The sequence below is a fragment of the Cellulomonas sp. ES6 genome (assembly GCF_030053835.1).
Classification (GTDB): Bacteria; Actinomycetota; Actinomycetes; order Actinomycetales; family Cellulomonadaceae; genus Cellulomonas.
This window is the reverse complement of record NZ_CP125655.1, coordinates 2,461,375-2,483,075: the sequence shown is the minus strand read 5'-3', so window position 1 is coordinate 2,483,075 and position 21,701 is coordinate 2,461,375. Positions and strand designations below refer to the sequence as shown.

General features: G+C 75.2%; 19 protein-coding genes and 1 riboswitch. Of the genes, 11 read left to right on the top strand and 8 right to left on the bottom strand.

The window, feature by feature from the left end; genetic code table 11:
* The first annotated feature begins 14 nt into the window (after positions 1-14).
* The 6 genes from P9841_RS11605 (at position 15) to lepB (ending at position 6,090) form a co-directional block, all read left to right on the top strand.
* Positions 15-776: a copper homeostasis protein CutC gene (locus P9841_RS11605; RefSeq protein ID WP_283318837.1), complete on the top strand. Its 762-nt coding sequence runs from the start codon at positions 15-17 to the stop codon at positions 774-776.
* Positions 777-846: 70 nt separating this feature from the next.
* Positions 847-1,839: a LacI family DNA-binding transcriptional regulator gene (locus P9841_RS11600; RefSeq protein ID WP_283321931.1), complete on the top strand. Its 993-nt coding sequence runs from the start codon at positions 847-849 to the stop codon at positions 1,837-1,839.
* A gap of 134 nt (positions 1,840-1,973) precedes the next feature.
* Entirely contained in the window at positions 1,974-2,873 is a 900-nt protein-coding gene (locus tag P9841_RS11595) for a carbohydrate ABC transporter permease (RefSeq protein ID WP_283318836.1), read from the top strand.
* The gene (locus P9841_RS11590) at positions 2,870-3,763 is read left to right on the top strand and encodes a carbohydrate ABC transporter permease (RefSeq protein ID WP_283318835.1); all 894 of its coding nucleotides are present in this window, start codon (positions 2,870-2,872) and stop codon (positions 3,761-3,763) included. The genes P9841_RS11595 and P9841_RS11590 overlap by 4 nt, the downstream gene beginning before the upstream one ends.
* A gap of 70 nt (positions 3,764-3,833) precedes the next feature.
* Entirely contained in the window at positions 3,834-5,198 is a 1,365-nt protein-coding gene (locus P9841_RS11585; protein ID WP_283318834.1) for an ABC transporter substrate-binding protein, read from the top strand.
* A 172-nt stretch (positions 5,199-5,370) separates the two neighbouring features.
* Positions 5,371-6,090 carry a signal peptidase I gene (gene lepB, locus P9841_RS11580; RefSeq protein ID WP_283318833.1) on the top strand — a complete coding sequence of 240 codons (720 nt, stop codon included), beginning with the start codon at positions 5,371-5,373 and terminating at the stop codon, positions 6,088-6,090.
* 192 nt (positions 6,091-6,282) lie between these two features.
* Here lepB and P9841_RS11575 read toward each other — a convergent pair whose 3' ends face one another.
* On the bottom strand, positions 6,283-7,059 hold the full coding sequence (locus P9841_RS11575; RefSeq protein WP_283318832.1) for an ABC transporter permease: 777 nt from the start codon (positions 7,057-7,059) through the stop codon (positions 6,283-6,285).
* Positions 7,056-7,976, bottom strand: a complete 921-nt coding sequence (locus tag P9841_RS11570; protein WP_283318831.1) for an ABC transporter ATP-binding protein — start codon at positions 7,974-7,976, stop codon at positions 7,056-7,058. Before P9841_RS11570 ends, P9841_RS11575 begins: the two co-directional genes overlap by 4 nt.
* 355 nt (positions 7,977-8,331) lie before the next feature.
* Here P9841_RS11570 and P9841_RS11565 point away from each other — a divergent pair, with 355 nt between their 5' ends.
* The gene (locus P9841_RS11565) at positions 8,332-9,165 is read left to right on the top strand and encodes a CPBP family intramembrane glutamic endopeptidase (protein WP_502848897.1); all 834 of its coding nucleotides are present in this window, start codon (positions 8,332-8,334) and stop codon (positions 9,163-9,165) included.
* A 28-nt stretch (positions 9,166-9,193) separates the two neighbouring features.
* On the opposite strand, the gene P9841_RS11560 is transcribed toward P9841_RS11565, so the two are convergent.
* Positions 9,194-9,811 (bottom strand): HdeD family acid-resistance protein, encoded by a 618-nt coding sequence (locus P9841_RS11560; protein ID WP_283318830.1) that lies wholly within the window; start codon positions 9,809-9,811, stop codon positions 9,194-9,196.
* 188 nt (positions 9,812-9,999) lie between these two features.
* Here P9841_RS11560 and P9841_RS11555 point away from each other — a divergent pair, with 188 nt between their 5' ends.
* The gene (locus P9841_RS11555) at positions 10,000-12,537 is read left to right on the top strand and encodes a flippase-like domain-containing protein (RefSeq protein ID WP_283318829.1); all 2,538 of its coding nucleotides are present in this window, start codon (positions 10,000-10,002) and stop codon (positions 12,535-12,537) included.
* A gap of 6 nt (positions 12,538-12,543) precedes the next feature.
* Here the strand turns inward: P9841_RS11555 and P9841_RS11550 are convergent, their stop codons facing one another.
* Together P9841_RS11550 and P9841_RS11545 are read right to left on the bottom strand one after the other, a co-directional pair.
* Entirely contained in the window at positions 12,544-12,717 is a 174-nt protein-coding gene (locus P9841_RS11550) for a hypothetical protein (protein ID WP_283318828.1), read from the bottom strand.
* 14 nt (positions 12,718-12,731) lie between these two features.
* A riboswitch (cyclic di-GMP riboswitch) is annotated at positions 12,732-12,807 on the bottom strand.
* A 169-nt stretch (positions 12,808-12,976) separates the two neighbouring features.
* On the bottom strand, positions 12,977-14,908 hold the full coding sequence (locus tag P9841_RS11545; RefSeq protein ID WP_283318827.1) for a penicillin-binding transpeptidase domain-containing protein: 1,932 nt from the start codon (positions 14,906-14,908) through the stop codon (positions 12,977-12,979).
* Positions 14,909-15,271: 363 nt separating this feature from the next.
* Between P9841_RS11545 and P9841_RS11540 the strand changes: the two genes are divergently transcribed.
* The 3 genes from P9841_RS11540 to P9841_RS11530 all read left to right on the top strand — a co-directional run bounded on the left by P9841_RS11540 (position 15,272) and on the right by P9841_RS11530 (position 18,167).
* Positions 15,272-16,660, top strand: coding sequence for a hemolysin family protein (locus P9841_RS11540; RefSeq protein ID WP_283318826.1), 1,389 nt, complete (start codon positions 15,272-15,274; stop codon positions 16,658-16,660).
* 108 nt (positions 16,661-16,768) lie between these two features.
* Complete coding sequence (locus P9841_RS11535) at positions 16,769-17,173, top strand: ATP-binding protein (RefSeq protein WP_283318825.1); 405 nt, start codon at positions 16,769-16,771, stop codon at positions 17,171-17,173.
* Between the two features lie 70 nt (positions 17,174-17,243).
* Positions 17,244-18,167: an NADP-dependent oxidoreductase gene (locus P9841_RS11530; protein ID WP_283318824.1), complete on the top strand. Its 924-nt coding sequence runs from the start codon at positions 17,244-17,246 to the stop codon at positions 18,165-18,167.
* A 21-nt stretch (positions 18,168-18,188) separates the two neighbouring features.
* Here P9841_RS11530 and nikE read toward each other — a convergent pair whose 3' ends face one another.
* The 3 genes from nikE to P9841_RS11515 are packed head-to-tail and all read right to left on the bottom strand — an operon-like array spanning position 18,189 to position 21,696.
* Complete coding sequence (gene nikE, locus P9841_RS11525; RefSeq protein WP_283318823.1) at positions 18,189-19,784, bottom strand: nickel ABC transporter ATP-binding protein NikE; 1,596 nt, start codon at positions 19,782-19,784, stop codon at positions 18,189-18,191.
* Positions 19,781-20,656 (bottom strand): ABC transporter permease, encoded by an 876-nt coding sequence (locus tag P9841_RS11520; protein WP_502847536.1) that lies wholly within the window; start codon positions 20,654-20,656, stop codon positions 19,781-19,783. The genes nikE and P9841_RS11520 overlap by 4 nt, the downstream gene beginning before the upstream one ends.
* Positions 20,653-21,696 (bottom strand): ABC transporter permease, encoded by a 1,044-nt coding sequence (locus P9841_RS11515; RefSeq protein WP_283318822.1) that lies wholly within the window; start codon positions 21,694-21,696, stop codon positions 20,653-20,655. Before P9841_RS11515 ends, P9841_RS11520 begins: the two co-directional genes overlap by 4 nt.
* Between the last annotated feature and the right edge of the window lie 5 nt (positions 21,697-21,701).

The window sequence follows — 21,701 nt, the reverse complement described above, 5'->3', positions numbered from 1 at the left end:
CTAGCGTTCCCGGCATGGCACCGCAGACCGCCCGTCGCACCGCGCTCGAGATCGCCGTGCAGGACCTCGCGGGCTACCGCGTCGCCGCCGGCGCCGGTGCCGCACGGACCGAGCTGTGCGTCGCGCTCGCCGCGACCGGCGGGCTGACCCCCAGCGCCGGCCTGCTCGCCGCGCTGGTCGCCGAGCGGGACGCCCGCTCCGCGCGCGGCGCGCACGCCACCGGGATCCACGTGCTGGTCCGCCCGCGGCCCGGCTCGTTCGTGTACGACGCCGCCGAGGTGGACGTGCAAGTGCGGGACGTCCGGGCGGCGGTGGCCGCCGGGGCGGACGGCGTCGTCGTCGGGGTGCTGACGCGCGACGGCCGGGTCGACACCGGGGCGCTGTCCGCGCTCGTCGAGGCGGCGGCCGGCCGCGAGGTCACGTTCCACCGGGCGGTCGACGCCGTGGACGACCCGGCCCCGGTGCTCGACGCCCTGGCCGCGGCGGGCGTCACGCGCGTGCTGTCCTCGGGCGGCGCCGCCCGCAGCATCGACGGCGTGCGCCGGCTGGCCGCGATGGTCGAGCACGCCCGCGGCGCGGTGCAGGTGATGGCCGGGGGCGGGGTGCGGCCCGTCGACATCGGGGCGCTCGTCGCCGCCGGGGTCGACGCCGTGCACCTGTCCGCGAGCCGCCCCGTCGCGGGGGACGGCGGCCCGGGCGGCGGCGGCGCGGCGGGCCACACGGTCACCGACCCGGACGTCGTCGCGGAGGCCGTCGCGGCGCTCGCGCGCGCCTGACCGGCCCGGCGCGGCCGCTCCGGCCGCAACCGGGCCCCGCGTACGCGATCATGGTCCGGTGCCCGTGACGATGCGTGACGTCGCTGCCCGCGCCGGGGTGTCGGTGAAGACCGTCTCCAACGTGCTCAACGGCTACAAGTACCTGCGGCCGGAGACCCAGGCCCGCGTCGAGGCGGCGATCGCCGAGCTCGGGTACCGCATGAACATGTCGGCCCGGCAGCTCCGCAAGGGGCACACCGGCATGATCGGCCTGGCGCTGCCGGAGCTGTCGCTGGCGTACTGGGGCGAGTTCGCCGACATGGTGATCGCCGCCGCGGAGGACCACGGGCTGCGGGTGCTCATCCAGCCGACCGGCGCGACGCGCGCGGGGGCGCTGGCGGTGCTGGACGGCTCGCAGCGCCGCATCACGGACGGCCTGCTGTTCTCCCCGCTCGGCCTCGACCCGGAGGACGTCGACCTGCTCGACGTCGACTTCCCGCTCGTCCTGCTCGGCGAGCGCATCTTCGGTGCACCGGTGGACCACGTGACCATGGCGAACGTCGAGGCCGCCAAGGCGGCGACCCTGCACCTCGTGGAGCAGGGCTGCACCCGGATCGTCGCGCTCGGGGCCCGCCTCGAGGAGACGATGGGCTCCGCCACGCTGCGGTACCGGGGGTACCTCGAGGCGCTGGAGGAGGCGGGCATCGAGCCCGACCTGCGGCTGGTCGTGCGCGCCAGCCCGTGGACCCGCTCGGGCGGCGCCGAGGCGATGGCGCAGGCGCTCGACGCGGGACCGGTGGACGGGGTGTTCGCGATGAACGACGCCCTGGCGTTCGGCGCGGTCCACCTGCTGCACGAACGGGGTCTGTCCGTGCCGCGGGACGTCGCGGTCATCGGGTTCGACGACGTCGCGGACGACGCGTACTACGAGCCGCCGCTGTCGTCGATCGCGCCGGGGCAGGAGCAGATCGCCCGGGAGGCGGTGCGGCTCCTGGCCGGCCGGATCGCCGGCGACGACGCCCCGCCCCGCCTGGTGGTGGCGGACTTCTCCCTGCAGGCGCGCCGCTCGAGCGTGCGGCGCTAGGTCACAGCCCGGTCACGATCCGCTCACAGCGGGTCCGTGCTCCTGGACGGCGCTAGTACATCGATGTACGTTCCGGGTACCGCCCTGGCGACGACGCCCTGGCGGGGGTCGTGGTCGAGGAGGATCACCGTCACATGAAGCGGCTGTTGTACTCGCAGCGCCTGGCGCCCTACTTCTTCATCCTGCCGTTCCTGCTCACGCTGCTCGCCTTCTGGCTCGTGCCCGTCGGCCGCTCCGTGCTCATGAGCTTCCAGGAGGTCCTGTACGGGCAGGCGACGTTCATCGGGACCGACAACTACGAGCGGCTGTGGCGCGACCGCGTGTTCTGGCAGGCCGTCTTCAACTCGGTCCGCTACATGGTCCTGACCCTCGTCCTGCTCATCCCGATCCCGATGATCCTGGCGTCCATCGTCAACGCGAAGGTCGGCAGCTCCCGGGTCAAGGGGTTCTTCAAGGCGTCGCTGTTCGTGCCCGCGCTGACGTCCGTCGTCGTCGCCGGCATCGTGTTCCGGCTGATGTTCTCCGAGACCGAGTCCGGGCTCATGAACCAGGTCGTCGGGTTCTTCGGCTTCGGCCCCGTGCGCTGGCTGCGTGAGGACCTCACCGGCCTCGCGGCGCTGCTGCTGCTCGCCCTGTGGCGGTGGACCGGCGTCAACACGATGTACTTCCTCGCCGGCATCCAGGCCATCCCGTCCGACTACTACGAGGCCGCGGCGCTGGACGGCGCGAACAAGGTGCAGCGCTTCCGGCACGTCACGGTGCCGGGGCTCAAGCCGACCATCGTCTACGTCACCACCATCAGCGTGTACGGCGGCCTGGCGATGTTCCTCGAGAGCTTCATGCTCTACGCCGGCAACGCCTCGCCCAACAACCAGGGCCTCACGATCGTGGGCTACCTGTACCGCAAGGGGATCCAGGAGAACGACCTCGGGTTCGCGTCCGCCGTGGGCGTCGTGCTCCTCGTGCTGGTCCTGACCATCAACCTCACCCAGCTCATTGCGACGGGCACGCTCAAGAGGGAGTCGGTGCGATGACGCTCCAGCAGGAACGGCCCGTGCAGCGGCCGGTCGAGCAGACCGGGGCCGCGCCCCGCATGTCCCGCCGCACGGCCGGGATCATCCAGGGCGCCCTCCTCGTCGCCATCGCCCTCGTCTCGCTGGTGCCGCTCGCGGCCATCACCATCGGGACGTTCCAGGACGGCAACGAGATCATGCGCAACGGCATCTCGCTGACGCCCGACCTGTCGTCGCTGAGCCTCGACAACTACGTCATGCTCTTCACCGACTCCGGGCTGTACTTCCAGTGGTTCTGGAACAGCCTCGTGCTGACGGTCGTGCAGGTCGCCGGCACCCTGCTCATCAGCTCGTTCGTGGCCTACGGGTTCGCCATGTACGACTTCAAGGGCAAGAGCATCGGCTTCGTGATGGTGCTCATCATCATGACGGTGCCGTTCGAGATGCTGATGCTGCCGCTGTACATCCAGGTCAACAACATCGGCGCGGCCGACCAGTACTGGATCGTCGTCCTGCCGTTCCTCGCGCAGGCCGTGACGATCTTCTTCTTCCGGCAGTACTTCCTGGGCGTGCCCAAGGAGATCCTCGAGGCCGGCCGCATGGACGGCGTCACGGAGTTCGGCATCTTCTTCAAGCTCGTGGTGCCGATCGCGAAGCCGGCGTTCGCGGCCATGGCGATCCTCAACGGCATGATGACGTGGAACAACTTCCTCTGGCCGCTGCTGGTGCTGCGCTCGGCCGAGAAGTTCACGCTCCCCATCGGCCTCAACACGCTGCTGACGCCCTACGGCAACAACTACGAGCTGCTGATCATCGGCGCGTTCTTCTCGCTCATCCCGCTGCTGATCCTGTTCCTCGCGTTCCAGCGGTTCTTCATCGAGGGCATGACCGCCGGCGCGGTCAAGGGCTGAGCGTCCCGTCCCCACCCCACCGACCGGTGACCGGTCGGCCCTGCAGTTCCCGACACAGAGGAGTACAACGATGCACTTCCGACGGAGTCTGGCCTTCGGCGTGGCGGGCCTCGCCGTCGCCGCGCTCGCCGCCTGCAGCGGTGGCGGCGGTGGAGGCGGCGGTGACGCCGAGGGCGGCGAGGTCCTCGCCGGCCAGGAGGCGCCCGAGGGCGCCACGAAGCTCAACATGTGGGTGTTCGCCGAGCTCCACGCGGCGTTCTACGACCAGATGGCGGCCTCGTGGAACGAGGAGAACCCCGACAGGACCATCGACCTCGACGTCACCGTCTACCCGTACCAGGACATGCACGACAAGCTGTCCCTCGCGGTGAACTCCGGCCAGGGGCTCCCGGACCTGGTGGACATCGAGGTCAACAAGTTCTCGAACTTCGTCAAGGGCGACAACCCGCCGCTGGTGGACCTCACCGACGCGGCGCAGCCGTACGTCGACGACATCGTCCAGGCGCGGCTCGACCTCTACAGCCGTGACGGGAAGATCTACGGCTTCCCGACCCACGTCGGCGCGTTCGTCGCGTTCTACAACACCGAGCTGCTCGAGGGCGCCGGCATCGACTACACGACCATCACGACCTGGGACGACTTCGCCGAGGCCGGCGCGACGTACAACGCCGCCACCGGCAAGGCGTTCGGCACGGCGAACACCGGCGTGATGTTCACCGAGCCGCTCATGATCGCCCAGCTCGGCGGGCAGCTCTTCGAGGACGACGGCGCCGGCGCCGTGGCCGTCGACAGCCCCGAGGTCGTCGAGGCGCTCGAGAACTTCCGTGCCATGCAGGAGTCCGGGGCGATCTCCACGATCCCCGGCGGCAGCCCGGACTCCGAGGAGGCGTACGGCGCCATCAACAACGGCGACTACGCGGCGATCGTCTACCCCGCCTGGTACACCTCGCGGTTCGTCGACTACATGCCCGACCTGGCCGGCAAGGTCGCGATCGCGCCCGCGCCGCAGGTCGAGGGCTCCGACACGCTGACGATCGGCGGCGGCGGCACCGGCACCGCGGTCCCCGCGGCCTCCGAGAACAAGGACCTCGCGTCCGAGTTCGTCGCCTACGCCAAGCTGTCGCCCGAGGCCAACGTCGCCGTCTGGCAGGTGCTCGGCTTCGACCCGGTCAACATGTCCGTGTGGGAGGACGAGGCCGTCACGCACGACCCCGAGAACAAGTTCAACGAGTACTTCGAGACGAACCTGTTCGACGTCCTCAACTCGGTCAAGGACGGCATCGGCCACTTCCAGTCGTTCTCCAACCCGGACCTGCCGGCCGTGGACAACTGGTTCCGCACCGTCACGCTGAACGAGATCTACGAGAACGGCACGCCCGTGCCCGACGCGCTCCAGCAGGCGCAGGCCGACCTGCAGAACGAGCTCGGCCAGTAGCACCCCCGCGGGCTCCCGCCCGCACGCAGGACCCTCGCACGGGGCGGTCCGGCCGGCACCACCGGCCGGGCCGCCCCGTCGACGTGCGCCGGGCCGTGCGCAGATCCGGCCGCCCTGCGCCGAGCACGCGCTAGCGTCGGCACTCCGTCCCGGGCCCGAGCGAGGAGGCACCGTGCCCACGTCCGAGGCGACTGCGCCGGCGCGGCCTCGGCCACGAAGGCCCGTCGGGCCGTTCCTCCGTGAGATCGCGATCATCCTCGTCAGCGCGGTGGTGCTGTCCTGGGTGGTCAAGACGTTCCTGGTGCAGGCGTTCTTCATCCCCAGCGCGTCCATGCACGACACGCTGCTCGAGGGCGACCGCGTGCTGGTGAACAAGCTCGCGCCCGGCCCGTTCGACCTGCACCGCGGCGACATCGTGGTGTTCGCCGACCCCGGCGGCTGGCTGACCGACCAGGACGTCCCCGAGACCAACGCCCTGCAGGACGTGCTCATCGTCATCGGCCTCATGCCGCAGCAGTCCGAGGACCACCTCATCAAGCGCGTCATCGGCCTGCCCGGCGACCGCGTGGCCTCCGCGGGCGACGGCTCGCCGGTCACCGTCAACGGCGTCGCGGTCGACGAGTCCGCCTACCTCGCCCCCGGCGCCAGCCCCAGCGAGATCGCCTTCGACGTGACCGTCCCCGAGGGCTCGCTGTGGGTGATGGGCGACAACCGCCAGCACTCGCACGACTCGCGGTCGCTCGACCTCGATCGCGACGGCAGCGGCTTCGTTCCCGTCGATCGCGTGGTCGGCTCCGCGTTCGTGCGGCTGTGGCCGGCCGACCGGGTCGGCCTGCTGCGCAACCCCGGTCACGCGTTCGCGGACGTGCCGGTACCAGCCCGGCTCCGCTGAGCCCGAGCGACCCCGGGGGGCGAGCCGCCACGTGCTCACCTGTCACGACCGCGCGGACCTCGCTCGACCCCCGGACCTGAGCCCACGGTCGGAGAGTCCGGTGGGGATCTGCTCGCCGTCCGTGCTCGTGACGCCGGGCTGCGCGGGCGACGCCGTCGCCTCGAGTCGATCCGGAAGGGGTCGCGGCGTCGGTCAGCGGAACCGGCGACCCTCGTCGCGGCGATAGGCGCCCACCGCGAGCACGGCGAACACCGCGGTCCACGACAGGAGCACCGGCAGTGCCGCCGGCGAGCCCTCCGCGCCGGTGGTCACCTGCACCACCAGGTCGCGCGCGGCCCTCGAGGGCAGGCCCTGCGAGATCAGGTCGAGCCACCGCGGGAAGATCTCCGGCGGCATGAAGAGGCCGCCCGCGAACGCGAGCGGGAACAGCACCGCCTGCACCACGGCGATCGCCGCCTTCGACGACAGCGCGTACCCGATCGCCAGCCCGAGCAGCGTGAACGGCACCGCGACGACCGGCACCATGGCGAGCCCGCCGAGCGCGCGGCCGGGCGAGGTCGACGCCGACGTCAGCAGCACCGCGATGAGCACCACCGGCACCTGCGCCAGCAGGCAGAACAGGACGGCGTTCGCGATCCGGCCCGCGAGCCGCGGTCCGGCGCCGGCCGGCAGGGTCCGCACGTAGGGGTCGAACGCGAGCTGCCGGTCCTCGGCCACGCCTGCCCCGAGCGTGAACAGGCACGCGGACATCACCGCGAACGTCCCGAGCTGGGCCACCGCGCCGACCGACGCGAGCGGGTCGTCCGCGACCGCCCGCTGCGGCACCACGAAGAACAGCAGTGCCAGCCCCGGGAACAGCATGTTGCCGATCAGGGCGATCGGGACGCGCACGGTCTCCAGCACCTGGAACCGGGTGTGCAGCCAGGCGAGCCGGAGCCACGGGCGGGTCGCGGCGACGGGCGGGGTCATCGCGCCTCCTCCGGGGTCGTCCGAGCGCCGTCCGGCCCGTCGGCGGTGAGCGCGAGGAACGCCTCCTCCAGGGACGCGCCGCGCACCTCGAGGTCGCGGAACGCCACCTCGGCGCGCACGAGGTCCCGCACGACGGCGTCCGCGTCGGACGCGAGCAGCACGGTCCGCCGGCCCTCGCGCCGGACGTCCAGCACCCCCGGCAGCGCGGCGACCCGCGCCTCGTCGGCGGGCGGCAGCTCGATGAGCACCCGGCGCGCCGCCGCCATCGCCAGCACCGCCGGCAGCGTGTCGTCCACCAGCACCCGCCCGGACCCGATGACGACCACCCGGCGCGCGAGGGCCTCGATCTCCTCGAGGTAGTGGCTGGTCACGACCACCGTGGCGCCGCCCGCCTGGTAGTCGCGCAGCGCCTGCCACAGCACGTGCCGCGCCTCGACGTCCAGGCCGGTCGTCGGCTCGTCCAGCAGCACCACGCGCGGCCGCCCCACGAGCGAGAGCGCGACCGCGAGCCTCCGCCGCTGCCCGCCCGAGAGGCCGCCGGTCTGCCGTCGGGCGAGGCCCGTCAGATCGAACCGCTCCAGCACCTCGTCGCGCGGCATCGGGTCCGGGTAGTGCCCGGCCACCAGGTCCACGACCTCACCCACACGCAGCGTCGACGGCAGGCCCGTCTCCTGCGGCGTGGTCCCCAGGCCGGTGCGCGACGCGGGGTCCCGCGGGTCGCCGCCGAGCAGCCGCACCGTGCCGGAGTCCGGCCGGCGCAGCCCGCCCAGCAGCGACAGCAGCGTCGACTTGCCCGCGCCGTTCGGGCCGAGCAGCCCGACGAGCTCCCCCTCGCCGACCGTCAGGGACACGTCGTCCAGCGCGGTCACGGGGCCGTAGCGGCGTGTGACGTGGTCGACCTCGATCACGGATGTCACGGGGGACGAACCTACGGACGTCGGAGGCGCCGGCACAACCGGCACCACCACGACGGGGTCCCGCCGCGACCACGAACCGGGAGCGAAGGGCGCGGTGTCGTCAGCACCTCCGACGGACACCTGATCCAGATCCCGCCCGGAGACGAGTGCGACGCCGCGCTGGAGGCGCAGGGCACGTAGCCGGCGACGTCAGCTCCCCGTGCGACCGCACTCAGCGTGCTCGCCCCACCCGGAGGCGGTCGGGAGCCGGCAGGGCGGTTGACGCCCCTGGCAGCCACGCCCCCCAGCGTCTCCCCAGCGGACGTCCAGCCGCGCCCCCTACCCTGCCCGGGTGACCTCCGACCCGTCGCCCCGGCTGCCCGCACCGGCCGAGCCCGCCGAGCCCGCCGAGCCCGCCGTCGCCGTACCCGGCACCCCGCCGGTGTCCGACCGCGCGTGGCGACGCCGGCTCACGGCGGAGGTGTGGATCGTCCTGGGCCTGTCGCTCGGCAAGTCGGGCGTGTACGCGCTCGTGAACATCGTGGCGCGGCTGACGGCCGACACGCCGCTGGCGCAGCAGCAGGCGACGCTCAACGCGAGCCGCTCGGAGCGGCCGTACCTCGACCTCGTCTACCAGCTGCTGTCGATCGGGTTCGCGCTGGTCCCCGTCGCGCTGGCGCTGTACCTGCTGTCGGCGAACGGTCGCAGCGCGGTGCGGCGGATCGGGCTCGACCGGGCGCGGCCGGGGCGGGACGTCGCCGTCGGGGTCGGCCTCGCGGCGCTGATCGGGCTGCCCGGCCTGGGGCTGTACGTCGCGGGGCGGGCGCTGGGGATCACCGTCGAGGTGCAGGCCGAGGCGCTGAACGCGGCGTGGTGGACGGTCCCGGTGCTGGTCCTGGCGGCGCTGCAGAACGCCCTGCTGGAGGAGGTCGTCGTGGTCGGCTACCTCATGGAGCGGCTGCGGGAGCTGCGCTGGCGCACGCCGGCGATCCTCGTCGCGAGCGCGCTGCTGCGGGGCTCGTACCACCTGTACCAGGGCATCGGGCCGTTCATCGGCAACGTCGTGATGGGCCTGGTGTTCGCGGAGTACTACCGGCGGCGACGGCGGACGTTCCCGCTGGTGGTCGCGCACACGGTGCTCGACGTGGTGGCGTTCGTCGGGTACGCGCTGGTGCCCGCGGAGTGGCGCGAGGCGCTCGGGATCCGCTGACGCGCCGCTCTCGCCGCCCGCGCCGCCCTCAGGCGGGCGTCGTGGGCCCTGCGGCGCCCGGACCGCTCCGCCCCGCGGCGGCGAGCTGCCGCCCGAACGACCGGGTGGCCAGGCCGGCGACGACCATCACCACGCCGGCGACGAACGCGAACAGCCCGTACACGGTGACGATCACGTCGACCGTGCCCTGCGGGCGGATCGCGAGCAGCAGCCCGAACAGGAACGCGATGAGCCCGAACACCAGCGTCCCGGCCCACGCCAGGTCCCGGGCCCGGAACTGCGTGACCGCGACGACGACGGCGGTGACGCCGAGCACGATCAGCCAGAGCGCCAGCAGGTAGAACAGCACGAGCGCCGTCGCACCGGGCCACAGCATGATGAGCGCGCCGAACCCGATGCCGACGAGCCCCTCGGCGACGAGCCACCCGAACCCGGGCCGCCCGCGCGCGAGCAGGGCCTGGAGCAGGACCACCGCGCCGTCCACGACGGCGAACACGCCGAACACCCAGATCAGCGCGACGAGCGTGCCGAGCGGCTCGACCAGCAGCAGCAGGCCGAGCACCACCAGCAGCACGCCGCGCAGCACGGGCAGCCACCACACGGACCGCAGCACCGCCGCGAGCCGGCCCTCCACGTCGTCCGCCACGTGCGCCTCCCGAGCTCGCGTCCCCGGCGCGCCGGCCGTCGTCGGGCGCCTGCCGGTCACGCTAGCCCCCGGGTGTCATCCCCGCGACGGAGACACGGGGTCGCGGCACTCATCCTCGAGGACGGAATCGCACCCCAGGGGCCCGGACAGGCCGGTGCGGCGGGTGGCCGCTGCCTACACTCCAGAGCATGTCCGACGCCTCGACCAGCGCGCCGGCGGCGCCCGGTCGACCCGACGGACCCGCCGGCGGGCCCGCGCCCGCAACCGGGCCGGTGACCCCGGGCCGGGGGCTCGAGCGGCCCCTCGTCGTCGACAGCCCCGAGGTGCGCGTCCACCACCCCGGCGACCTGCTGGGCGTCGTCGCCAGCGTGCTCGGCGCGGTCGCGGTCATGGTGCTCGCGACGTACGCGCACAACACGACCTCCGGCGTCGCCGAGGACGTGCAGGGCTTCTCCGCCCTGCTGCGGCAGATCCTCATCGTCCCGGTCGCGCTGCTGGAGACCGTCGTGACGTTCGTCGTCCCGGTCGCGGTGCTGGCGGAGCTCGCGCTGCGCCGGCTGGGCCGGCAGATGATCGAGGCGTCCGTCGCGGCGATCCTCGCCGTGCTGGTGACCTCGGCGAGCGCGTGGCTGATCGAGAACCTCGGCTCCGACCAGCTGGTCAACGGGCTGTCGGTCCGGCTGCGGGGCGAGCTGACGCTCACCGTGCCCGGCTACATCGCGCTGATCGCGGGGCTGCTGACGGCGACCGGCCCCCGGACCCGGCGCCGCACGGTCGCGTGGTCGTGGAACCTCGTGTGGGTCGCCGTCGGGATCATGGTGATCACGGCGGGCGTGTCGCTGCCGGGCGTCGCGGTGGCCCTGCTCATCGGCCGGGCGAGCGGCCTCGCGGTGCGGTACGTGTCCGGCGCCCGGTCCGAGCGCGCGTACGGCGCGAGCCTGGTGGCGGGCGTCCGCCGCGCGGGCTGGCAGCCGCGGCAGCTCGTCCGGGTCCCGGCCGAGGACGGTGCGCCCGCGGGCGACGGGCCGCTGCCCGGGACGCCGGCGGCGCGCGCGCTGGTGCGGAACGCCGACCACCGGGTGTACGAGATGACGACGACCGACGGGCGCCTGCTCGACGTCGTCGTGCTGGACGGCGACCGGCAGGTCGTGGGCTTCCTCAGCCGGCTGTGGCGCTCGCTGCGGCTGCGCGGCATCGACGGGCGCTCCGTGGTCTCGCTGCGGCAGGCGGCGGAGCGCGCGGCGCTGCTGTCCTACAGCGCGACCGCGGCCGGCGTGCGGACGCCCCGGCTCCGTGGGGTCGCCGAGGCCGAGTCGTCGATGATCCTGGTGCAGGACCGGGTGGCCGCGGCGACGCCGCTCGCGGACCTGGACCCCGAGCGCATCACGGACGACGTGCTGGAGGAGATCTGGGCGCAGCTCGGCACGGCCCACGAGGCCGGTCTCGCGCACCGCGCCCTGACCAGCGACGTGGTGCTCGTCGACGACCGCGGCGAGGAGCCCCGGGTGTGGCTGGTGGGCTGGGAGCTGGGCGACGTCGCGTCGTCCGAGCTCGCGCAGCGCCTCGACCGCACGCAGATGGTCGCGCTCCTGGCGCTGCGCGTGGGCCCGGCTCGCGCGCTGGAGTCGGCGGTGGCGGTGCTGCCCGAGGCCGACATCGCCGTGATCGGCCCGCTGCTGCAGACCGTCACGCTGCCCCGCCGCACGCGCGAGGAGCTGCGGGCCCACAAGGAGGTGCTGGCCGAGCTGCGGTCGGCGCTGGTGGCGCGCCTGCCCGAGGCCGACGTCGAGCCGGTCCAGCTCATCCGGTTCGGCGCGCGCACCGTGCTGACCATCCTGCTGACCACGGCCGCCGTCATCATCGTCCTGACGTCGATCAACCTGCAGACGATCCTCGACGCGCTGCGCACCACCGACTGGCGGCTCAGCGTGCTGGCGTTCGCGCTCGGCATGACGACGCTGTTCGGGGCGGCGCTGAGCCTCGTGGCGTTCTCCCCCGTCAAGCTGTCGCTGTGGCGCGCGTCGGTGGCGCAGTCGGCGGCCACGTTCGTCGCGCTGGCGGCGCCGGCGGGCATCGGTCCCGCCGCGCTGAACCTGCGGCTGCTGACCCGGCGGGGCACGTCGGCGTCGCTCGCGACCGCGACGGTCGCGCTGGTGCAGGTCGCGCAGTTCCTCGTGACGATGCTGCTGCTGCTCGGCCTGTCGGTCGCGTCGGGCACGAACCAGCTCGAGCGGTTCACCGTGTCGCCGACGGTCATCATCGCGATCGGCGTGCTCGCGGCCCTCGTGGCGAGCGCGCTGCTGGTGCCCCGGGTCCGGCAGTGGGTCGCCGCCAAGACGCTGCCGACGCTCCAGCAGACGTGGCCCCGGCTCATCGAGGTGGTCGGGCAGCCGTCCCGGCTCGCGCTCGGGCTGGCCGGCAACGTGCTGACGACGTTCGGCTACGTCCTGGCGTTCGAGGTCTGCCTGCGCGCGTTCGGTCAGGAGCTCTCGCTGGTGCAGGCCGCCATCGTGTTCCTCGCCGGCAACACGGCCGGGTCGGTCGCGCCCACGCCGGGCGGTATCGGCACCACCGAGATCGCGCTGGCCGCCTCGCTGACGGTCGTCGGGGTCAACCCCGGTGTGGCGACGTCCGTGGCCGTGCTGTTCCGGGTGCTGACCTACTGGCTGCGCATCCCCGTCGGCTGGGCGTCGATGCGCTACCTGCAGCGGGTCGGCGAGCTGTAGCCCCGCTCAGGAGGCGGAGGTGCACTCCCGCTGGGCGGGGACCCGGTCCCCGGCGGCGGCGAGCGTCGCGGCGAGACGGGTCCAGGCGGAGAGGCGGGACGCGGTGCGCGCCCCGTCCGCGAGGAGGTCGGCACCGCTGCGGTCGCGCTCGGCCGGCTCGTAGAAGCCGCGCTGGTCCATGGCGAAGTCCTTCGTTCGGCAGCCCGGCTGACCTGCGGGGGTCCCGTGGCTTTGCGTCCCCTCCTCGCGGAGGGTTTGCCCTTGTCGCTGACGTCATCGACTGTAGGACGCCCGCCCGCACGGGGGAAGGCCCCGCGGGTGAATCCCGGGGTGAAGTCTCACATTTCACCCACTCGGGTCAAAACGGGCATTCCACCCGGGCCGGACGGGGGATCCCGGGCGCGCCGCCCCGCCGGCCCGGACGCGTCGCGGGACGCCCTCAGCCCTGCGGCACCGCGCGCAGGAAGTCCTCCAGCAGCGGCCCGGAGGTGGTGGACCCGAAGTCGCCCGTCTCCACGAACACCGCCACGGCCAGGTCGCCGTACCCGGCGATCATCCAGGCGTGGTTCTGCAGCGCGTCGGCGGCGCCGTACTGCGCGGTGCCCGACTTCGCGATCACCTCGGCACCGGGGACGTCCTGGAGGAAGTCGCCGCCGCCCTCCGTGACGACCGCGCGCATCATGGCGCGCAGCGCGTCCGCCTCGCCGGAGGTCAGCGGCTGGTCGGGCTCCGCGGACGGCGCCGGTGTGCCGTCCTCGCGCACCAGCCAGGGCGTCACGCGGTGCCCGGCCACCACCGACGCGGCCACCGTCGCCATGCCCAGCGGGGTCGCCTGCACCCGGGCCTGCCCGATCATCGACGCCGCGTGGTCGGTGCCGCCGGTGTCGTCCGCGGGGACGGAGCCGAGCGCCGCCGCGAACCCCAGGTCGGCGTCGTCGACCAGCCCGAGGGAGGACGCCGCGGCGGCGAGCGCCTGCTGGGGGGCCAGGTCGGCGGCGGTCAGGAACGCGGTGTTGCAGGACTCGGCGACGGCGGTGCGCAGCGGGATGTCCCCCAGGGCGTCCGCCGGGTAGCCCGGGTAGTTCTGGAACTCGCGGCCGTCCACGGACGCCGTCGGCGGGCACGTCACCGTGCTGTCGGGCGTGAGCCCCGCCCGGAGCAGCGCCAGCGAGCTGACCACCTTGAACGTGGACCCCGGCGCGTAGAGGCCGAGCGTCGCGGTCGAGGTCCCGTCGCCGCCCGGCCCGCTCGCGGCCGCGAGCAGCTCGCCGGTCGAGGGCCGGATCGCGACCACCGCGGCCGCGCTGTCGGTGACGCGGGCCACCACGTCCTCCGCCGCCTGCTGCACGGCCGGGTCCAGCGTCAGGCGCAGGGGCTCCCCCGGCTGCGGTTCCACGTGGAACAGCTGCCGCTCCTGCGCGCCGCCCGACGTCGCGACGACGGTGAGACCGGGCAGGCCCCGCAGCTGCGCGTCGAACTGCTTCTGCAGCCCGCTCAGCCCGGCGAGGTCGCCGGGCCGCACCGCGCCGTCGGACTCCTCGACGACCTCGGCGGTCGCGTCGCCGACGGTGCCGAGCACCGGCCGGGCGAACGCGCGGGTCGGGGCGAGCGGCAGGGTCGTGCTGATCGCGTTGACGCCGGGCAGCCCGGAGAGCGCCGCGACGTCGTACGCCGGGTCGTCCGCCCGGACCACGATGGCCTCGACGTAGGCCTTCTCCCCGGCGGCGGCCACCTGCGCGGCGTACGCCTCCGCGTCCATGCCCAGGGCCGCCGCCAGCCCGCGCGCCGCGCCGTCGGCCTCCTGCGCGGTCACCCGCGTCTTGTCGATGCCGATCCGGTACACCGGGCGGGCCTCCACGAGCACCGCGTCGCCGGCACCCAGCACGTCGGCCCGCTCCGCCTGCTCCCGGTGCACCGCCAGCACCTCGGCCGTGGTGAGGTCCGGCGCGAGCGTCATCGTGCTCCACCGGGCGCGCCACTCGTCGTCGACGCGGACCAGGGACGCGTGCGTCGAGTACGTCCAGTCGTCGTCGCTGCTGTCGACGTCCCAGGTGAACGCGAGCTCGACCGTCGCCGCGTCCTCGTCGTCGGCCGCCGGCTGGACGTCGCCCGCGGTGACGGCCGGCACCCACGGGTCGAGCCCCTCGTACGCGCTCGCGCGCTGCTCGCCGGCCTCCGCGGCGGTCGCGCCGTCCAGCGGCACGTCCGCGAAGTCACCGGAGGCGATCGCGGCGGCGAGGGCGTCGGCGGTGTCCTGGCCGTCGTCCGAGCCGCCGGAGCACGCCCCGAGCGTCACCACCAGGCCCGCCACGGCCACGACGGCGCCGGTGCGCGACCGGCGGCGCGCGCCGGACGTGCGCCGTCCCGGCACCTCACCGCGCCCCGGAACCTCGCCGCGCCCCGTCCGGACGTCCGCCCGTCCCGTCGCCCCTGCCACCGCTCCCCTGCGCCGCACCGGTCCCACGCTCGTCCCTCCGTCGCCGCCCCGCCGTGGGGCACCGCCAGCCTAGGCAGCCTGACCAGCGCCGACAGGCGGTTCCGGACCCGCGTGCGCGGGGGTGCTGTGCCGATCCTGTGCACGACGCCGCGAACCGCCGTCCCCGGTTGACGGCGGGACCCGCGCTGTCTGGAATGGGTGCATGTCACCTCCCGACCAGCCCTGCAGTCCCGTGCGGCGAGCCCGCATCCCGCGCACCACCGGCCCGCGCACGACCGGTGAGGGGGCTCGCCGCTGATGGACTCCGCGACCTGGGGCAGCATCGGCCTCGTCCTGCTCTTCATCCTGATCGGCGGCGTCTTCGCCGGCACGGAGATCGCCCTGGTCTCCCTGCGCGAGAGCCAGATCAACCGCCTCGAACGCCAGAGCGCGCGGGGCGCGCGCGTGGCCTCCGTGGCCCGCGACCCGAACCGGTTCCTCGCCGCCGTGCAGATCGGCGTCACCGTCGCCGGGTTCTTCTCGGCCGCGTACGGGGCCTCGACCATCGCCCCGTCCTTCGCCCCCGCGCTGGAGGCGCTCGGGCTGTCCGAGGCGCTCGCGGGTTCGGTCGCCCTGGTCGTGCTGACGCTCGTCATCGCGTACCTGTCCCTCGTGCTCGGGGAGCTGGTGCCCAAGCGCATCGCCCTGCAGCGCTCCGCGAAGGTCGCGCTGGCCGTCGCCCCGCCGCTCGACCGGTTCGCCACGCTCATGCGGCCCGTGATCTGGCTGCTGTCGGCGTCGACGAACCTGCTCGTGCGGCTGTTCGGCGGCGACCCGCACGCCACCAGCGAGGAGATGTCCGAGGCCGAGCTGCGGGACCTCGTCATCGCGCACCAGGGGCTGCCCGAGGACGAGCGCCGCATCCTCGGCGACGTGTTCGAGGCGACCGACCGGTCCGTGGCCGAGGTCATGCGCCCGCGCGGCGAGGTGCGGTTCCTCGAGGCCGACCTGCTGCTGACGGACGCCCTGGACCGGGTGCGCGACCAGCCGTGGTCCCGCTACCCGGTGACGGGCGAGGACTTCGACGACGTGCTCGGGTTCCTGCACATCCGCGAGCTGCTCGACACCCCGGCCCGCCCGGACGTGCGGGTGCGCGACGTGATGCGGGAGATCGTCGTGCTGCCGGGGACCAACAAGCTGCTGCCGTCGCTGTCCCGGATGCGCCGCGAGGGCGTGCACATCGCCGTGGTGGTCGACGAGTACGGCGGCACCGACGGCATCGTCACGCTGGAGGACCTGGTCGAGGAGCTCGTCGGGGACATCCGCGACGAGTACGACATGCCCGGGTCGTCCGGCCCCGAGGCCCGCGAGGGCGGCTCCCCCGGCTCGTACGACGCCGGCATCACCATCGAGGAGTTCACCGAGCTGACCGGCGTGCTGCTGGCCGACGGCCCCTACGAGACGGTCGCCGGCTTCGTCGTCGCGCGGCTCGGCCGGCTCGGCGTGGTGGGCGACGCCGTGGAGGTGGACGGCCACCGCATCGAGGTCACGGCCGTCGACGGCCGGCGCATCGCCCGGGTCCGCGTGGTGCCGCCCCCGGACGAGGCCGTCGTCGCGGCCTCCGGCGGGACCGGGTCCGGCGGGGAGCGCGACGGCGAGGCGCCCGACGCCACCCGCCGGGCGGACCCGGACGGCACGGCGGGCTGACGCGACGGTGCCCGGCCCGGATGCGCGGCCGGGCACCGTGGCGCACGCTGGAGCCCACGCCGCCCGCACGACCGGGCGGACCGGGACGGCAGCGGGAGGAGGGGCACGGTGACCGACGTCCACCACCTGCTGCTGGATCCCGCCCCCCGCTCGGTCGCGACCGGCCGGCACTGGGCGGTGCGCGAGGCGGCCCTCGCCCACGCGACCCCGGAGGCCGCCCGCACCGTCGAGCTGCTGACCAGCGAGGTCCTCACCAACGCGGTGGTGCACACCCGCCCGCGTCGCCGGATCGCCGTGACCGCCGAGTGCCGGGACGGCTGCGTCCGCGTCGCGGTGACCGACCCCGACCCGACGCTGCCGCTGGTGCGGCCGCGCCGGGCGGACCGCTCCGGGGGGAACGGCATGCGGATCGTCGCGCAGCTCGCGAGCCGGTGGGGCATCGACCTGCACCCCGGCGGGGGAAAGACCGTGTGGTTCGAGACGCCCGTCGGGCGCGGGCTCCGGCCGGCCTGAGCCGCGCGACCCCGGCCCCGGTCCGCCCGGGGGCGGAATGCCCGCCGGGGGTCCGTCGTTCGCACCGGGTATGAAGGCTGTCGCGTACGAGACGTTCGGTGGTGCCGAGGTGCTGCGGGTGGTGGACCGCCCGGAGCCGCACGTCGGCCCCGACTCGGTCCTGGTCAAGGTCGTCGCCGTGGGGCTGAACCCCGTCGACTACAAGATCCGCGAGGGGTACCTGCAGGGGCTGATCGACACGTACCTGCCCGCCGTCCCCGCGTGGGACGTGGCCGGCGTGGTCGTGAAGCCCGGGCTGGACACCCCGGAGCTGGTCGCGGGCGACGAGGTGCTGGCCTACGCGCGCAAGGACGTCGTGTCCGACGGCACGCTCGCCGAGTACGTCTCCGTCCCGGTGCGCACGGCGGCGAAGAAGCCCGCCGGCCTGTCGTTCGAGCAGGCCGCGGCGCTGCCCCTCGCGGGCCTGACCGCGCTGCAGACCGTCCGGCGCTCCGGGCTCGGCGCCGGGTCCACGGTGCTGGTGCACGCCGCCGCCGGCGGTGTCGGGTCGATCGCGGTGCAGCTCGCGGTGCACGCCGGCGCCCGCGTGGTCGGCACCGCGTCGCCCGGCAACCACGACTACCTGCGCGGACTCGGCGCGGAGCCGGTCGCGTACGGCGACGGCCTGGTCGCCGCCGCCCGCGAGCTCGCGCCCGGGGGCTTCGACGTGATCCTCGACTACGTCGGCGGCGCGGCGATCGACACGGCACCCGACCTGCTCGCCCCGGGCGGCACGGTCGTGTCGATCACCGACGCCCGCGCCCGCGACGAGCTCGGCGGCCAGTACGTGTGGGTGCGGCCGGACACGACCGACCTCGCCGACCTCGCGGACCTGGCGGCCCGCGGCGTGGTGACGGTCGAGATCGCGGAGACGTTCGACCTGGAGCACGCGGCCGACGCGTACCGCGCGCTGGAGACCGGGCACACCCGCGGGAAGATCGTCGTCACGGTCTGACCCGCACCGGCCCGGGCGGCGTCACACCGCCCGGGCCGCCAGCAGGTCCCGGGTCACCGGGTGCCGCGGGGCGTCGAAGACGTCCGCGACGGCGCCCTCCTCGACGACCCGGCCCCCGCTCATCACGAGCACCCGGTCGCACACGCGGCGCACCACGGCGAGGTCGTGGGAGACCAGCACCATCGCGACGCCGGACGCGCGGCGCAGGTCGACGAGCAGGTCGAGCACCGCCGCCTGCACCTGGACGTCGAGCGCCGACACCGGCTCGTCCAGCAGCAGCACCCGCGGGCGCGAGGCCAGCGCGCGGGCGATCGCGACGCGCTGCCGCTGGCCCCCCGACAGCGTCCGGGGCCGCCGGTCGAGCACGTCCCCCGGCAGCCGCACGGCGTCGAGCAGCCGCGCGCACCCGGCGTCGTCGTCGTCGCGCGGGCCCGGGGCCGTCGCGAGCGCGTCCCGCAGCACCGCCCGGACCGTGAGCCGCGGGTCGACCGCCCCCAGCGGGTCCTGCGGCACCAGCCGGACGCCGGGGCGCAGGGGCCGGCGCTCCCGCTCGGGCAGCGCCGACCACGGCCGCCCGTCGAGCAGGACCTCCCCGGCGTCGGGGCGGTCGGCCGCGAGCAGCAGCCGGGCGAGCGTCGTCTTGCCCGAGCCCGACTCGCCGACCAGCCCGAGGGCCTCCCCGGCCCGCACCTCGACGTCGACGTCCGCCACCGCGTCCACGCGCCCGCCGCCCGGCAGCGGGAAGGACCGGCGCAGCGACCGGCCGCTGAGCAGCACCGGCCCGGGCGGCGGCACCAGCCCCGGCCCGTCGCCCAGCCGCGCCGCGGCGAGCAGCTCCCGGGTGTACGGCTCACGCGGCTCCGCCAGCACGCGCGCGACGGGCCCGGACTCGACGACGCGACCCTCGTGCAGCACGACGACGCGGTCGGCGACCCGCGCGACCGCCCCGAGGTCGTGCGTGACGAGGACGACCGCCGTGCCGCGGTCCCGCAGCTCCCCCAGCAGGTCGAGCACCCGCGCCGCGACCGTCGCGTCGAGGGCGGTGGTGGGCTCGTCCGCGACCAGCAGCGGCGGCCGGGCGACCAGGGCGGACGCGATCAGCGCGCGCTGGCGCATGCCGCCCGAGAGCTCCGGCGGGCGCTGGCGGACGCGCACCTCCGGCTGCGGCAGGCCGACCTCCGCCAGCGCCGCCAGCACGCGCCGGGTCCGCTCCGGCCGCGGGGCACGGGGGCGGCGCACCGCGAGCGCCTCCCCGACCTCGGCCCCGACCGTCCGCAGCGGGTCGAGCGAGCCCAGCGCGTCCTGGAGCACCAGGCCCACGTCCCGCCCCCGGACGGCCCGCCAGGCACGGGACCCGGGCGCGGGGGCGTCCCGGCCGAGCAGCGTGAAGCGGTCGGACCGCACACGCGCCGGGCCGCCCTCCCCCGCCAGCCCGACGAGGGTGCGCGCCAGCACGGACTTGCCCGCGCCGGACCCGCCGACCACGGCGACGCACTCGCCGGCCGCCACCCGCAGGTCCACGCCGTGCAGCACGTCGGTCGCGCCGAAGCCCACCCGCAGCCCGGCGACGTCGAGCACCACGGCGCCCGCGCCCCGCGGGACCTCCGGCGCGCTCACGCCCCCACCGTCCCGAGGCGCCGGCCCAGCACCGTCAGCGCCGCCGCCGTCACCGTGATCGCGAGTCCCGGGAACACCGTCAGCCACCACGCCGTGCCGATGTAGACCCGCCCGGCGTTGAGCATCGCCCCCCACTCCGGCGACGGCGGCAGCGTGCCGAGGCCCAGGAAGCTCAGCGCGCACACCCACACCACGGCCTGCCCGATCCCGAGCGTGGCCACCGACACCAGCGGCCAGAGCGTGTTGGGCAGCACGTGGCGCGTCAGCACCCGCAGCGGCCCGTGCCCCTCGAGCCGGGCCGCCTCGACGTAGCCGCTCGCCGTCACGGCGCGCACGCGGCCCCGGAGCATGCGGGCGTACCCGGGGGCGGTCGCGGCGCCGACCGCGAGCACCGACGCCTCGACGCCGGCGCCCAGCACCGCGACGAGCAGCAGCGCGAGCACCAGCGTCGGCAGCGCGAACAGCACCTCGAGCACCCGGCCGATCGCGGCGTCGAGCCACCGCGGGCCCAGACCGGCGGCGAAGCCGAGCACCAGCCCGGCACCCACGCCGATGGCGGTGGCCGCGGCGCCGATGCCGAGCGAGGCGCCGGCGCCGTGCACGACGCGGGTCCAGACGTCGCGCCCGGACTCGTCCGTGCCGAGCCAGTGCCCCGGGCCGGGGGGCGTGAACGCGGCGCGGGCGTCGATGGCGGTCGGGTCGCCGGGGGCGAGCAGGCCCGGGCGGACGACGGCGACCGCCATGACCAGCACGGCGACCGCCGCGAGGACGCCGGGGGCGCCCAGCGTGCGCACCGCCGCGCGCACGCCGCGGCCGGTGGGACCCCGGGTCGGGCGCGCGGCGCGGGGACGGCCGGGGGCTGCGGCGCTCACCCGAGCACCGCCGGCTCCCGGGAGGTCGCGGGCGCCCCGGCCCCCACGACCTCCGCGGCCGGGCGCAGCCGCGGGTCGAGCAGCCGCTCCACGACGTCCACCAGCAGCATGACCACGACGTACGCGACCGCGACGACGACCACCGCGCCGATCACCACGGGGACGTCCCGCTGCATCGTCGCGTCGAGCAGCAGGCGCCCGAGACCGGGCCTACCGAACAGGGTCTCCACCACCACCGCGCCGCTGAGCAGCGACCCGAACGCCCAGCCGGACAGCGCGACCGCGGGCAGCACGCCGTGGCGCAGCGTGTGGCGCCACAGCACCCGCCCGGGCGAGGCCCCGCGGGCGCGGGCCGAGGTCGCGAACGGCGCCGCGACGGCCTCGTCCAGCGAGTCGCGCATGACCTGCCCGAGGAACCCGGCCACCGGCACGGCGAGCGTCACGGTCGGCAGCACGAGACCGGCGGGGTCGGTGCCGGAGCTGGTCGCCGGGAGCCACCCGAGCGTCGAGGAGAACACCACGATGAGCACCGCGCCGAGCCAGAAGTGCGGCAGCACGGCGGCGACCACCTCGGCGCCGCGCAGCGCCGCCGCGCACGCGCGCCCGACCGGCCCGGAGGCCCGGGCGGCGGCCGTCGCCACCGCGAGCGCGAGCACCCACGCCAGCGCGAGCGACGCGACCGCGAGCAGCAGCGTGCCGGGCAGCTGCTCCGCCAGCAGGTCGGCGACGGGCACGGTCCGGGCGTACGACTCCCCGAGGTCGAGGGTCAGCACCCGCCACACCTGCACCGCGTACTGCACGAGCAGCGGCTGGTCGAGCCCGTACCGGGCGCGCGCCGCGGCGACCGCCTCGGGGCCGGCCTGCGACCCGGGACCGCCGAGGATCGCCTCCGTGGGGTCGCCGCCGGCAGCGCGCAGCGCGAAGAACACCACGGTCGCCACCACCCAGGCGACGAGCACGACGGACCCGGCGCGGCGGAGCAGCCAGAGCAGCACCCGCCGCGCCCGCGCCGGCGGCCGCGCCGCCCGCCCCGGGCCCACGGCCG